The organism is Streptococcus sp. CCH8-H5 (assembly GCF_001556505.1).
Taxonomy (GTDB): Bacteria; Bacillota; Bacilli; order Lactobacillales; family Streptococcaceae; genus Streptococcus.
The window spans coordinates 13570-28509 of the sequence record NZ_LSIZ01000004.1 but is presented as its reverse complement, the minus strand read 5'-3'; the positions used below and the strand labels follow the sequence as shown (position 1 = coordinate 28509).

Genomic DNA, 14940 nt, shown 5'->3' with positions numbered 1-14940 from the left:
GATTGTCGAGCAAGACGCAGTGGTTGAGTGGGCTCTACTACGCTGATTTCATCAGTTTTTACAGCCCTACTCAACTGTGCGGAGGTGTGACGACGAAATCGACTTCTAACGAATTACCGATTTCTGTCCCACTCTCCTAACGAGGAGGCTCTGGAACGTTATTTAGTTACTTTGTTTGAAAATTATAATTTCAAGCAAAGTCAACGTATCCACAAAGGGTTTGGCCAATGTGCTGACACACTTGAAAGCTTATTTGATTAACATTCTTCAACTCTACTTGAGTGTTTACACAAAATTATTGACAGTATCCAATTCGATTACATGACAATTATTTAATCTTTCATTAAGATAGTAAAAAACTCGTTAAAATAAGATTTATCAAGTTTTTTTGGCGCTAAAAAATGATATAATGAATGAGTCTTTAAGGTGTAGATTTTTAGACAAAAAATATATTGGGGAAAAATTGAATATGGAAAATAAAGTACGCTATAAACTGCACAAAGTGAAGAAGCAATGGGTTACTTTAGCGGTTGCTTCAGTAGCCTTGGCTACCATTGTTGGTGCTAGTGTTACCACGTCTTCACTTGTTTCGGCAGAAGAAATAAATAATACTAATGGATCACCTTCAACAACTACAGTCGGGGAAAATACAAATCCTGTGGTTGAAAAAGAGGTAGGCACAACAACAGAGGTGGCAAATACTTCAAATGCCACAACAACAGACCGAGCAGCAGTTACTGCTGATAAACCAGCTGAAACGACAGTTCAACCAAATTCAGGAGCAACTAGTGATAGAGCTGCAGCAGTAGAGGTTGAAGCCAAACCTGAAACGACTGCTAAGCCAGAAGTAGCCGCTAAACCAGAAACAGCTACAACATCTGAAGTAGCTGCAAATGCTGGAGTAGCCGCTCCAACGACTGAGAAGTCTAAAGAGCTTTCTGAAGCTGAAATTAAAGCTGCAGTCTCACTCGATAATATTAAAAAAGAAAAAGATGGTAAATATTACTATCTTTTAGAAGATGGATCACATAAGAAAAACTTTGCCATTACTGTAAATGGTCAGGTCCTTTATTTTGATGAGAATGGTGTCCTTTCAAGCACATCAACTTATTCATTCACACAAGAAACAACAAATCTTGTCACTGATTTTACTAAAAACAATGCTGCTTACGATTCAACAAAAGCAAGCTTTGAACTTGTTGATGGTTATTTGACAGCTGATAGTTGGTACCGTCCAAAAGAAATCCTTGAAGCAGGAACAACTTGGAAAGCGTCAACTGAAAAAGATTTTCGCCCACTTTTGATGTCTTGGTGGCCTGATAAGGATACTCAAGTAGCTTACTTGAACTACATGACTAAGGCTCTTAGCAATGGTGAAGAAACAAAAGATGTCTTTACGATTGAAAATTCTCAAGCTAGCTTGAATGCCGCTGCTCAAATCATTCAACGTAAGATTGAGGTTAAGATTGCTGCTAATAAGTCAACAGACTGGTTGCGTCAGTCAATCGAGGCCTTTGTTAAAGACCAAGATAAATGGGACATTAACTCTGAATCTCCAGGTAAAGAACACTTCCAAAAAGGGGCTCTCCTCTTTGTTAATAGTGATTTAACGAAGTGGGCTAACTCAGACTACCGTAAACTTGACCAAACGGCAACAAGTCGTTTGGCAAACGATAAGATCAAGAGTGGTAGTGATGCTGGTTATGAGTTCTTGCTATCAAGCGATATCGACAACTCAAACCCAATTGTGCAAGCTGAAATGCTTAACCAATTGTATTACTTCATGAACTGGGGACAAATCGTCTTTGGTGACAAGGACAAAGATGCTCACTTTGATGGTATCCGTGTTGATGCTGTGGACAATGTCAGCATCGATATGCTTCAATTAGTGTCTTCATACATGAAGGCTGCTTACAAGGTCAATGAGTCTGAAGCACGTGCCCTTGCTAATATCTCAATTCTTGAAGCTTGGTCTCAAAACGACCCATATTATGTGGACGAACATAATACAGCTGCCCTTTCTATGGATAATGGTCTCCGTTTGTCTATTGTTCATGGATTGACTCGTCCAGTAACTAATAAAGGTACAGGTGCTCGTAATGCATCAATGAAGGACCTTATTAACGGTGGTTATTTCGGTCTTTCAAACCGTGCGGAAGTTACATCATATGATCAACTTGGTTTTGCAACCTATCTCTTTGTTCGTGCACACGACTCAGAAGTTCAAACGGTTATCGCAGACATTATCAGCAAAAAAATTGATCCTACAACAGATGGATTTACTTTTACATTAGATCAATTGAAACAAGCTTTTGACATTTATAATGCTGATATGTTGAAAGTGGATAAGGAATATACGCATTCAAATATTCCTGGAGCTTATGCTTTGATGCTTCAAACAATGGGTGCAGCAACACGTGTTTATTATGGAGACTTGTATACTGATAATGGTCAGTACATGGCTAAGAAATCACCATACTTTGATCAAATCACAACTCTTCTTAAAGCGCGTCCTAAATATGTAGCTGGTGGACAAACATCTTATATCCACAATCTTGCTGGAGATGGCGTATCGTCTGCTAAAGACAATAAAGAAGTTTTGGTTTCTGTCCGTTATGGTCAAGATTTGATGTCTAAGACTGATACAGAAGGTGGAAAATACGGTCGTAATTCTGGTATGTTGACCCTCATTGCTAATAACCCAGATTTGAAATTAGCAGATGGTGAAACAATTACTGTAAATATGGGTGCAGCCCACAAGAACCAAGCCTACCGTCCACTCTTGCTTGGTACGGATAAAGGTATCGTGTCCTCATTGAATGATTCAGATACTAAGATTGTTAAATACACAGATGCACAAGGAAATCTTGTCTTCACAGCTGATGAAATCAAAGGCTTTAAGACTGTTGATATGAGTGGTTACCTTTCAGTTTGGGTACCAGTAGGTGCGACTGACGATCAAAACGTTCTTGCCAAACCATCAACAAAAGCCTACAAAGAAGGGGATAAGGTTTATAGCTCTTCTGCAGCACTTGAAGCACAAGTGATTTACGAAGGTTTCTCAAACTTCCAAGACTTTGTCAAAGAGGATAGTCAATATACTAACAAATTGATTGCAGCTAACGCAGACCTCTTCAAGTCATGGGGTATTACGTCATTTGAGATTGCACCTCAATATGTCTCATCTAAGGATGGCACTTTCCTTGATTCTATTATTGAAAATGGTTATGCCTTCACAGACCGTTACGACTTTGCCATGAGCAAAAACAATAAATATGGTTCAAAAGAAGATCTTCGTGATGCCCTCAAGGCTCTTCACAAACAAGGTATTCAAGTCATTGCTGACTGGGTTCCAGACCAATTGTATACTCTCCCAGGTAAAGAAGTAGTGACAGCTACTCGGACAGATACGCATGGTAAGGTGCTTGATGATACTAGCTTGGTTAATAAGCTCTATGTGACAAATACCAAGTCATCAGGAAATGATTTCCAAGCACAGTATGGTGGGGCCTTCCTCGACAAACTTCAAAAACTTTATCCAGAAATCTTCAAAGAAGTTATGGAAGCGTCAGGTAAGACAATTGATCCATCTGTGAAGATTAAACAATGGGAAGCTAAGTACTTTAACGGTACAAACATCCAAAAACGTGGTTCAGACTACGTTCTCAGCGATGGTAAATTGTACTTCACCGTTAACGATAAAGGTACCTTCCTTCCAGCTGCCTTGACTGGTGATACAAAAGCTAAAACTGGATTTGCTTATGATGGTACAGGGGTAACTTATTATACAACATCTGGTACTCAAGCTAAGAGTCAATTTGTGACATATAATGGCAAACAGTACTACTTTAACGATAAGGGTTACCTTGTAACTGGTGAACAAGCTATCGACGGTTCAAACTATTTCTTCTTGCCAAATGGTGTTATGTTTACTGATGGTGTTATTAAAAATGCCAAAGGTCAATCATTGGTTTATGGTAAGTCAGGTAAATTGACGACTCAAACTGGTTGGAAAGAAGTTACTGTTAAAGATGATAGTGGTAAGGAAGAGAAATTCTACCAATACTTCTTCAAAGGTGGCATCATGGCTACTGGTTTGACTGAAGTAGAAGGTAAGGAAAAATACTTCTATGACAATGGTTACCAAGCTAAAGGCATCTTCATTCCTACAAAAGACGGCCACTTGATGTTCTTCTGTGGCGATTCAGGTGAACGTAAGTACTCAGGCTTCTTTGAACAAGATGGTAACTGGTACTACGCTAATGATAAGGGCTATGTTGCCACTGGATTTACTAAGGTAGGTAAACAAAACCTTTACTTCAATGAAAAAGGTGTTCAAGTTAAGAATCGCTTCTTCCAAGTTGGTGATGCCACTTACTATGCAAATAACGAAGGTGATGTTCTTCGTGGTGCGCAAACCATCAATGGTGACGAGCTCTACTTTGATGAGTCAGGTAAACAAGTTAAAGGTGAGTTTGTGAACAATCCTGATGGTACGACTTCATACTACGATGCCATTACAGGTGTGAAACTTGTGGATACATCACTAGTAGTTAATGGTCAAACCTTTAATATCGATGCTAAGGGTGTTGTGACTAAGGCACATACACCAGGCTTCTATACTACTGGGGACAACAACTGGTTCTATGCAGACTCACATGGACGTAATGTCACAGGTGCTCAGGTCATCAATGGTCAACACCTCTACTTTGATGCAAATGGTCGTCAAGTTAAGGGTGGCTTCGTAACGAACACTGACGGTAGTCGTTCATTCTACCATTGGAATACTGGTGATAAATTGGTATCAACCTTCTTCACTACCGGTCATGATAGATGGTATTATGCTGATGATAAGGGAAATGTCGTTACAGGAGCTCAAGTGATTAACGGTCAAAAACTCTTCTTTGCTACTGATGGTAAACAGGTTAAAGGTGACTTTGCAACAAATGCGAATGGCAGCCGTTCATACTACCATGGAGCTACTGGTAATAAGTTAGTCTCAACCTTCTTCACTACTGGAGACAACAACTGGTACTATGCTGATGCCAAAGGTGAACTTGTTGTTGGCGAACAGACGATCAACGGCCAAAACCTTTACTTTGACCAAACTGGTAAGCAAGTGAAAGGTGCAACAGCTGCGAATCCTGATGGCTCAATCTCTTACTATGATGTTCATACAGGGGAAAAGGCTATTAATCGTTGGGTTAAAATTCCTTCAGGGCAATGGGTATACTTTAACGCTCAAGGAAAAGGCTACGTGTCAAATTAAGATTAATGAATGAAAGAAGTCAATCACTTTTTGTGGTTGCTTTTTTCGTAAAAAATTGTCAAACTTTTATACATTCAGGTCATTTGTCTGGCCAAAAAGTGGTATAATAACTCTTGCTAAATCTTTATTTTGGAGTACACATGGCTAAGTCAAAAAATACTATTGAAAGTCGGATAGATTACTCGATTCTCTTGCCAGTCCTTATTCTACTACTGGTTGGTCTGGTCTCGGTATTTATCGCGACAAATTTTGATTACCCAAAGAATCTTGTGCAAGTCATGTCTCAGCAAGTACTATGGATTTTTCTAGGTTCAGTACTTGCTTTTGTTGTCATGTTATTTAATACAGAGTTTCTTTGGAAGGCAACCCCCTGGCTCTATATTTTTGGCCTGGGACTTATGGTTCTACCTCTCGTTTTCTATTCACCTGCTTTGGTTGCCTCGACAGGGGCAAAAAACTGGGTCAGCATTGGATCAGTCACCCTTTTCCAACCATCAGAATTTATGAAGATATCCTACATCCTTTTTCTTTCGAGAATAGGTGTTTGGGCTAAACAAGGAAAGGAAGTAACTGAACTTCAAGATGACTGGTTGCTACTTTTCCAATATGTAGCGGTCACGCTTCCTGTCCTAGGTTTACTGGTTCTTCAAGGTGATATGGGGACAGCCTTAGTCTTCCTCGCTATTTTAGCAGGTATAATAGTTGTTTCGGGGATATCCTGGCGTATTATCTTGCCGGTAGTTCTAGCTTTTGCAGTGGGATTAGGCTTGTTTGTAATGGTATTTACCACAGATTGGGGTAAGGAAGCTATGCTCAAGATGGGGGTACAAACCTACCAGATTAACCGTATCTCAGCTTGGTTGGATCCTTTCACTTATGCAGATGGTATCGCCTTTCAACAGACACAGGGGATGATTTCGATTGGTACTGGAGGAATCTATGGTAAAGGCTTTAATCATCTGGAGTTGAACGTACCGGTTCGTGAGAGTGACATGATTTTCACAGTTATTGCGGAAGACTTTGGTTTGGTAGGTGGTGGATTGGTTCTTCTAACCTATCTCTTCCTTATTTATCGCATGTTGCGGGTGACATTCAGGTCTAACAATCGTTTCTATACCTTTATTTCGACAGGTTTTATCATGATGATTGTCTTCCATATTTTTGAAAATATTGGGGCAGCAGTGGGAATTCTTCCTTTGACAGGTATTCCTTTGCCCTTTATTTCTCAAGGGGGGTCATCACTCATCTCTAACTTGATTGGTGTTGGTTTGGTGCTTTCAATGGCTTATCAAACCAACCTCAACGAGGAAAATAAAATTCTCCTGGCTATGTCTCGTCGTATGCGTACGTCTGGAACTAGTCAAGTGAAACCTGTTTCTAAGAGCAAGTCTAAGAAAAATAAGCCTTCGAAGAGTGTTACTAAGGCCTCTCAAGAATTGGTCAAGGCTAAAGATAAGGTTGATAAGGCCACTGAGAAAATGCGTCAAACCATTTCTCAAAATACGCCAAGCATTCATCAAGGCAAGCGTCGTAAGGGTTCGAAAAAGAAACCGACACGTAAACATTAAGAGAAAACAAGTTGGTTAATCCAACTTGTTTTTCTTTGAAAAAAATTAAGGTCTGTGACCTTTTCTTTGCCCCTGCCTGTGGTATAATAAAAGTTGACTATTTTGAAAAGGGGTTTGCTATGATAGAGACAGCCAAACAGCAAGAACGTGCTATTTTAGTAGGTGTTGAATTGCAAGAAACAGAGCATTTTGACATGTCAATGGAGGAACTTGCCAGTCTTGCCAAAACTGCAGGAGCAGAGGTTGTAGCTAGCTATACCCAAAAACGTGAACGCTATGATAGTAAGTCTTTCGTAGGTTCAGGAAAATTAGAAGAAATCAAGGCCATGGTGGATGCGGATGAGATTACTACGGTCATTGTCAATAACCGTTTAACACCTCGTCAAAATACCAATCTTGAAGCAGCATTTGGCGTAAAAGTTATTGATCGTATGCAATTAATTTTGGATATCTTTGCCATGAGGGCTAGAAGCCATGAAGGGAAACTTCAGGTTCACCTAGCTCAACTAAAATACATGTTGCCCCGTTTAGCTGGTCAAGGGATTATGCTCAGCCGTCAAGCAGGGGGCATTGGTAGCCGTGGACCTGGTGAAAGTCAATTGGAGCTCAATCGTCGTTCGATTCGTAACCAGATTGCTGATATTGAACGCCAGTTAAAGATTGTTGAGAAGAACCGAGAAACCATTCGCGAAAAGCGTGTTGATTCAAGTACCTTTAAAATTGGTTTGATTGGTTATACCAATGCTGGGAAATCAACGATCATGAACCTTATGACGGATGATAAGCAATATGAGGCTAATGAACTTTTCGCGACCTTGGATGCAACAACTAAGAAAATTTACTTAAAGGATCAGTTTCAAGTGACCTTGACAGATACGGTTGGTTTTATCCAGGACTTGCCAACAGAATTGGTTGCTGCCTTTAAGTCAACACTTGAAGAAAGTCGTAATGTGGACCTTCTTTTGCATGTCATTGATGCGAGTGATTTTAATCACGAAGAGCATGAAAAGGTGGTCTTAGACATTCTCAAAGATTTAGACATGACTGATATCCCTCGCCTAGCAATTTACAATAAGATGGATTTAGCTGATAATCTAGTAGCAACAGTCTTTCCTAATGTTCGCCTCTCAGCACGTGACAAGGGAAGTCGTGAGGCCCTCAGAAGACTCTTGATTGACGAAATTCAACAGATTTTTGAACCCTTTAGTATTAAGGTCCATCAGGATCAAGCTTATAAACTTTATCAATTGAGTCAATTAGCCTTGCTAGATAGCTACACTTTTGAGACAGAAGTGGAAGAAATTACAGGTTATATTTCACCGAAAAATAAATGGAAATTGGAAGAATTTTATGACTGATTATATGGATTTAGCTTTAAAATATGGTGGTTTTACAAGTTTAGATAAGGTCTATTTAGAAAATACCTTGTCAGACCTTTCTGACAGTCAAAAATTGGCTTTCATTACGCCACCACCAAGCGTGATTAATGCTTATTTTGCAGAGATTTACCAAAAACAATCTCCTGAAGCAGCGACGGAATACTATTTGGACCTTTCAAAGGAGTTGAACCTCTTTAACCCTGAACCATCTTTTGATGAGCACAAGCCTTTTATTCGTCTCAATCTGTCAGGAAAATCTTATGGATTTTGCTATGAAAATGCTGATGAGGTGGCCTTAGTCTTTGCCGAGCATTTAGAGGTTCCAACGGCTAGCATTTTGTTTGAGCTTGCTCAAGTTTTCCCGCAGTATAAGGTTTATCTTGAAGGCACTCAAATTAAGATGACCAAGGTTGATTTTGATGAAGAAGTATTGGAAGAGTTAACACCTGAGACACAGTTACTTAGTCGTGTAACTAAATTGAAGGGAAATGTCATTAAGTTGGCTAGCTTCAATCAAGACGAATTAGTGGAACTTTTGTCTCAATATAAAGGGCAAACTGTTTATTATGGCTTTGCTCAGCGTGAATGCCTGGCTTATATTGTCCAGAAATAAGAAGAACGATAGATAGAAAGTATAGGAAGTCATGGAATTACAATTTTTAGGGACGGGTGCCGGGCAGCCCTCCAAGGCCCGTAACGTGTCGAGTCTGGTTCTGAAGTTACTCGATGAAATCAATGAGGTCTGGATGTTTGACTGTGGAGAAGGTACCCAACGTCAGATTTTAGAAACAACAATCAAACCTCGTAAAGTTAAAAAAATCTTTATCACACATATGCATGGAGACCATATCTTTGGCCTACCTGGTTTCTTGGCTAGCCGTTCTTTCCAATCGAGTGAAGAACAAACAGATTTAGAGGTTTATGGTCCAGTCGGCATTAAACAATATGTTATGACTAGTCTTCGTACCTCTGGAACACGCCTCCCTTACCATGTGCATTTTAAGGAAATTGATGAGCATAAGCTTGGCTTGGTTATGGAAAATGACAAGTTCGCTGTTTATGCAGATAAGTTGGATCATACCATTTTTTGTATTGGTTACCGTGTGGTTCAAAAGGATCTTGAAGGAACCTTGGATGCTGAGGCCCTTAAAGCAGCAGGTGTACCATTTGGTCCGCTTTTTGGTCAAATTAAGAATGGGCAAGATGTGGTCCTTGAAGATGGAACAAAAATCATTGCCAAGGACTTTATTTCCGCACCTAAGAAAGGTAAGGTTATCACTATCTTAGGTGACACTCGTAAGACGAATGCCAGTGTTCGTCTTGGCTTGGGAGCAGATGTCTTGGTGCACGAGTCTACTTATGGTAAAGGTGACGAAAAAATTGCCAAGAGCCATGGGCATTCAACCAACATGCAAGCAGCACAGGTCGCTAAAGATGCGTCAGCTAAACGTCTTCTTCTAAATCACGTATCAGCACGTTTCTTAGGGCGTGATATCGGTAAGATGGCAGCAGATGCTAAAACAATTTTCGAAAACACCCACATCGTTCGTGACCTAGAAGAGGTAGAGATTTAATGGCTAAACAACGTATTATCGCTATTACTGGTGCCTCAGGTGGGCTTGCACAAGAAATTGTCAAGCAGCTCTCACCCAGTGATGGCATTATCCTCTTAGGAAGAGACAAGGATAAACTTGAGAAATGTTATCGCCATGTGGAAAATAAAACCTGCCTTGCCATTGACCTTAGAGACGACAATGCCATTAAAAAAATGGTCGATTATCTCTATCAACGATTTGGACGTATTGATGTTTTTATCAATAATGCTGGTTTTGGTGAATTCAAGTCTTATGATAATTACACTAGCCAAGAGGTACGTGATATGTTTGATATCAATACCTTTGCGACGATGAGCTTTTCACGTCTGATGGCTGAGAAAATGGTGGAACAAGGCCATGGCCATATCATCAACATCGCCAGTATGGCGGGGAAAATTGCGACAGCCAACTCAAGTGTCTATGCAGCGACAAAGTTTGCGGTAATTGGCTTTTCAGATGCCCTGCGTTTAGAGTTGGCTGATAAGGGAGTCTATGTGACTACGGTCAATCCAGGTCCAATTGAGACATCTTTCTTCAATCAAGCTGATCCCTCTGGAGCCTATCTTGAGAGTGTTAAAAAGTTTGTCCTCAGTCCTAAATACGTGGCTAAAAAGATTGTCCGTATTCTGTGTAAAAACAAACGTGAAGTTAATCTACCACGACTCTTAGCAGTTGCCCACAAAGGCTACACGCTATTTCCACGAATCTCGGACAAACTAGCTACCAATGTGTTTAACTACAAATAGGAGGATACTAGATGGCCGCAAATATCCAAGCGTATTTAGAAAATCTCCAGCAACCCTGGGGTCAAATCTATTATGATATTCTTTTTGACCAATTACAGGACATCAAGGGAAAGCGAGTGCTTGATTTTGGCAGTGGCTTTGGCCTTGTGGCCAACCACTTGGCTCAAGAAAATCAAGTTCTAGCTGTAGAACCCAATGAAGAAATGGTGGCCTTGCGGCCCCAGAATCACCCCTATCAGCAACTAGTCGGGAGTCTGGATCAGTTAGAAAGCTTTGAGGATGCTAGCTTTGATGTCATTCTCTGCCACAATGTCTTAGAGTATGTAGAGAATCGCAAGGCTGTTCTCAAGGCATTCATCCGCCTCTTGAAACCAGGAGGCCTGCTCTCTAACGTCAAGCACAATGAAGTCGGCCGAGTCCTACAGACCGTCGTCTTCGAAAATGATACTCAGAAGGCCCTCGATTTACTAGCAGGCCAAGATCTGGAAACCCACTCCATGGGTTTGGCTCAGGCCTATGATCTTGATGCAGTAGTAGAAAATTTAGCTCTTGAAATTAAAGACTACCAAGGAATCCGTGTCTTTTATGCCTTGCAGGACAATCGCTTCAAAGGCCAAGAGGGATGGCGAGAGTCTATGCTTAAGATGGAGCTGGCGGTCTGCCAAAAGTCCCCTTATCGGGATATCGCCTTCTTCCAGCATTATAGGTTAAAAAGGAGTTAAGATGTTAAATTATAAAAAAGAGATTCCAGCGATGACAGACCTACTCGCACTGTACAGTTCAGTCGGCTGGACCAATTATACTAACAATCCAACCATGCTAGAAGAAGCTGTCAAAGCCAGTCTCTGGCAGTTGGCAGTCTATGATGAGAAAGAGCTGGTAGCCTACATTCGCTTAGTAGGAGATGGCCATTCTGTCATTTTTGTACAGGACCTCTTGGTGCGACCAGATTACCAGCGCCAAGGCATTGGCACGAAACTCTTAGAAGAGGCTTTGGCGACTTTCCCCCATGTCTATCAACGGCTCCTTGTCACTGAACGTAGCGAGAAAAATTTAGCCTTTTACCAATCCTTGGGCTTTGTCGAACTTTCAGAGCAAGCTTGTACAGGGATGATTTATAAATATTGATGTAGAGGATTTCCAAATAGGGAATCTTTTTCTTGTTTTTCCTAATATTGCTTGAAAATGATAGTAGAATAGAGTTAGTTAACGTAAAGAGGAGAAGGGAATATCTGAGAAAACACAAGTCAAAAAGGGAGCAATATCCAGACTATTATTTTGTCTAGAAAAGCAGGTCTTGATTGGAAGTGTACCACGAGTCTAAGCACCTTCCGATGTTTGACATTCTCTTTTTAGGAAACTTAGCTTTCTATCCACTATGATAAATTTTTTCATGTTATAATAGATAGACTAGATGACAGGGAGAAAAGATAAAAACATGATTACATCAACGTATGATTGGAAAATAAACACAAAAGAGCCAGATGCTGGCTTTTTTAAACTTGCCAAAGAACATGGACTGGCAGAAACAGCAGCCAAGATTGCCTATGAACGTGGCATTACGACAGAAGATGCTCTTGAAGACTTTCTAAAGGCTGATTTATCACACCTTCATAATCCTTATCTTCTTCATGATATGGATAAGGCAGTGGCTAGAATTCGTCAGGCCATTGAAAATTATGAGCAAATCTTAGTCTATGGAGACTATGATGCGGATGGGATGACATCAGCATCGATTGTCAAGGAAGCTCTTGAAATGATGGGAGCTGAGGCTCGAGTCTATTTGCCTAACCGGTTTATAGATGGTTATGGGCCAAACGAAAGTGTCTACAAGTACTTCATTGAACAGGAAGGCATTTCACTCATTGTTACAGTGGATAATGGGGTAGCGGGGAATGATGCTATCGCTTATGCGCAAGAGCAAGGTGTGGACGTTATCGTTACAGACCATCACAGTATGCCGGCACAACTTCCAGATGCCTATGCCATTGTCCATCCAGAGCATCCAGATGCCGATTATCCTTTTAAGTATTTGGCAGGTTGTGGTGTAGCTTTCAAATTGGCAACTGCCCTCCTTGAAACTATTCCTACTGAGATGTTGGACTTGGTAGCTATTGGTACCATTGCCGATATGGTTAGCCTAACGGATGAAAATCGTATTATGGTCAAGGTCGGCCTGGAAATTCTAAAGACTACTGAGCGTATTGGACTGCAAGAGTTGCTCCGCATTTCAGATGTAGACCCAACAACGATTTCTGAAGAAACGGTCGGTTTCAAACTGGCCCCTCAACTCAATGCCTTGGGACGCTTAGATGATCCAAATCCAGCCATTGAACTACTGACCGGATTTGACGATGAAGAAGCCCAAGCCATTGCTCTGGAAATCAATGCTAAAAATGAAGAACGTAAGGAAGTTGTTCAAAAAATCTTTGATGAAGCCATGACTATGGTGGATTTGGATAAACCTGTTCAGGTTTTGGCCAAGGAAGGTTGGCATCCTGGCGTTCTAGGTATTGTGGCGGGGCGTATCATGGAACAAATCAGTCAGACGGTAGTGGTTTTGAATATTGAAGATGGCTTGGCTAAGGGTTCCGCTCGTAGTTTGGAATCTATCAATATCTTCCATGCGCTTGATGACCACCGAGACATCTTTACTGCTTTTGGAGGACATGCTGGAGCGGCGGGGATGACCCTTCCAGAAGAAAATCTTGGACGACTATCAGAGATTTTGTGTCATTATGTCTACGATAATAACATTGATACGAGTGCCAAAAATACGTTAAATTTAGACGAGGAGCTCCAACTCAGTGAGCTTAGCTTGGATACCATTAAGAGCCTAGAAAAACTAGCACCTTTTGGTATGGATAATAAAAAGCCAGTCTTTTGGCTACATGACATTACCGTTACTCAAGCTAGGACAATGGGACAAAATGGAGCCCATCTTAAGTTTAAGGTTAAGCAAGGAAAGGATAGTTTTGATGTTGTGGCCTTTAATAAAGGTCATTTGCTTCAAGAATTTCAACAAGCTCAGGGGTTGGAATTAGCAGTGACCCTGTCCGTTAATGTATGGAATGGTCAGACAACGCTCCAGCTCATGCTAGAAGATGCGCGTGTGGATGGTGTTCAGTTATTTGATTTTCGCTCAAAAAATATGGCACTACCTGAAGGCCTACCAACGGTAGAAGAAGCATCAGACACTGAACCTGCGGTTGTCCTCAACACCTTACCTGATTCAGCGACAGAAGTAAAAGAGTGGTTTGAAGGTAAAGATTTCCAGGCTATCTATTTTAAAAATAGTATTAAGGAAGCCTATTATCTGACTGGATATGGAACGAGAGAGCAATTCGCAAGACTCTATAAAACCATTTACCAATTCCCAGAATTCGATGTCCGCTATAAACTGGATGAGCTCAGTCATTACCTTAAAATCGATAAGATACTTCTGATTAAGATGATTCAGATTTTTGATGAATTGGATTTTGTGACTATTGATAATGGTGTTATGACAGTCAATAAAGAAGCTGAAAAACGTGAGATTGAGGACAGCAAGATTTTCCAAGATCTTAAACATCTCGTCAAGTTCCAAGAACTTATGGCTTTAGGGACACCACAGGAAATTTATGACTGGCTTTATAAGTAGGGGAGTACTTAATCCAAAGGATTCGTCTTGAAATGAGGGTTAGCATTTTCTAAATCTGAAGATTCATGCTATAATGGTGTGTAAATATTTTTTTGGCGAAAAGCCTATAGGAAGAACAAATGAAATTAGAAGATTATATTGCATCTATTGAAAACTACCCTAAAGAAGGGGTTACTTTCCGTGATATTAGTCCTTTGATGGCTGATGGAAATGCTTATAGCTATGCTATCCGTGAAATCGTTCAGTATGCGACTGATAAGAAGATTGACATGATTGTTGGTCCTGAAGCGCGTGGTTTCATCGTTGGTTGTCCAGTTGCTTTTGAACTTGGTATTGGCTTTGCTCCAGTTCGTAAACCTGGTAAATTGCCACGTGAAGTGATTTCAGCAGATTACGAAAAAGAGTATGGTGTTGATACACTTTGTATGCATGCTGATGCAATCAAACCAGGTCAACGTGTACTTATCGTTGATGATCTCTTGGCGACTGGTGGTACCGTCAAAGCTACAATTGAAATGATTGAGCGCCTAGGTGGTGTCGTTGCTGGTTGTGCCTTCTTGATTGAACTTGATGGTCTTAATGGACGTGAAGCTATTGAAGGTTACGATACTAAAGTATTGATGAACTTCCCAGGATAAATCTATCTATGAATTAACAAAAGGCCTTAGGGCCTTTTTAACTCTTTTAAAACAAAGGTGGCTTCCAAATATAGTTTAAAGCTATAGCTAACTAGAGAAAATATA

Annotated in this window: 9 protein-coding genes and 2 pseudogenes; all 11 read left to right on the top strand. The window is 40.5% G+C overall.

All coding sequences use genetic code 11. From position 1 onward, the window contains the following. Nucleotides 1-135: 135 nt before the first annotated feature. Nucleotides 136-261 (top strand): annotated as a pseudogene (locus tag AX663_RS10535) (IS256 family transposase); the annotation flags it as partial. A 208-nt stretch (nt 262-469) separates the two neighbouring features. Further along, a complete protein-coding gene (locus tag AX663_RS00150) occupies nt 470-5269 on the top strand; it encodes a glycoside hydrolase family 70 protein (protein ID WP_060972383.1) in 4800 nt (1599 codons plus the stop codon). Between the two features lie 140 nt (nt 5270-5409). Beyond that, nucleotides 5410-6579 (top strand): annotated as a pseudogene (locus tag AX663_RS00145) (FtsW/RodA/SpoVE family cell cycle protein); the annotation flags it as partial. A 377-nt stretch (nt 6580-6956) separates the two neighbouring features. Beyond that, a complete protein-coding gene (hflX, locus tag AX663_RS00140; protein WP_060972384.1) occupies nt 6957-8195 on the top strand; it encodes a GTPase HflX in 1239 nt (412 codons plus the stop codon). Next, nucleotides 8188-8829: a hypothetical protein gene (locus tag AX663_RS00135; protein WP_021144310.1), complete on the top strand. Its 642-nt coding sequence runs from the start codon at nt 8188-8190 to the stop codon at nt 8827-8829. Before hflX ends, AX663_RS00135 begins: the two co-directional genes overlap by 8 nt. A 31-nt stretch (nt 8830-8860) precedes the next feature. Next, the gene (gene rnz, locus AX663_RS00130) at nt 8861-9790 is read left to right on the top strand and encodes a ribonuclease Z (RefSeq protein ID WP_002884122.1); all 930 of its coding nucleotides are present in this window, start codon (nt 8861-8863) and stop codon (nt 9788-9790) included. Further along, nucleotides 9790-10557, top strand: a complete 768-nt coding sequence (locus AX663_RS00125) for an SDR family NAD(P)-dependent oxidoreductase (RefSeq protein WP_060972381.1) — start codon at nt 9790-9792, stop codon at nt 10555-10557. Before rnz ends, AX663_RS00125 begins: the two co-directional genes overlap by 1 nt. Nucleotides 10558-10568: 11 nt before the next feature. Further along, nucleotides 10569-11279, top strand: a complete 711-nt coding sequence (locus AX663_RS00120; RefSeq protein ID WP_060972380.1) for a class I SAM-dependent methyltransferase — start codon at nt 10569-10571, stop codon at nt 11277-11279. 1 nt (nt 11280) lies between these two features. After that, on the top strand, nt 11281-11685 hold the full coding sequence (locus AX663_RS00115; RefSeq protein WP_060972379.1) for a GNAT family N-acetyltransferase: 405 nt from the start codon (nt 11281-11283) through the stop codon (nt 11683-11685). 310 nt (nt 11686-11995) lie between these two features. Further along, nucleotides 11996-14197, top strand: coding sequence for a single-stranded-DNA-specific exonuclease RecJ (gene recJ / locus AX663_RS00110; protein ID WP_060972378.1), 2202 nt, complete (start codon nt 11996-11998; stop codon nt 14195-14197). A 119-nt stretch (nt 14198-14316) separates the two neighbouring features. Then, nucleotides 14317-14835 (top strand): adenine phosphoribosyltransferase, encoded by a 519-nt coding sequence (locus AX663_RS00105; RefSeq protein ID WP_004182660.1) that lies wholly within the window; start codon nt 14317-14319, stop codon nt 14833-14835. Nucleotides 14836-14940 lie beyond the last annotated feature (105 nt).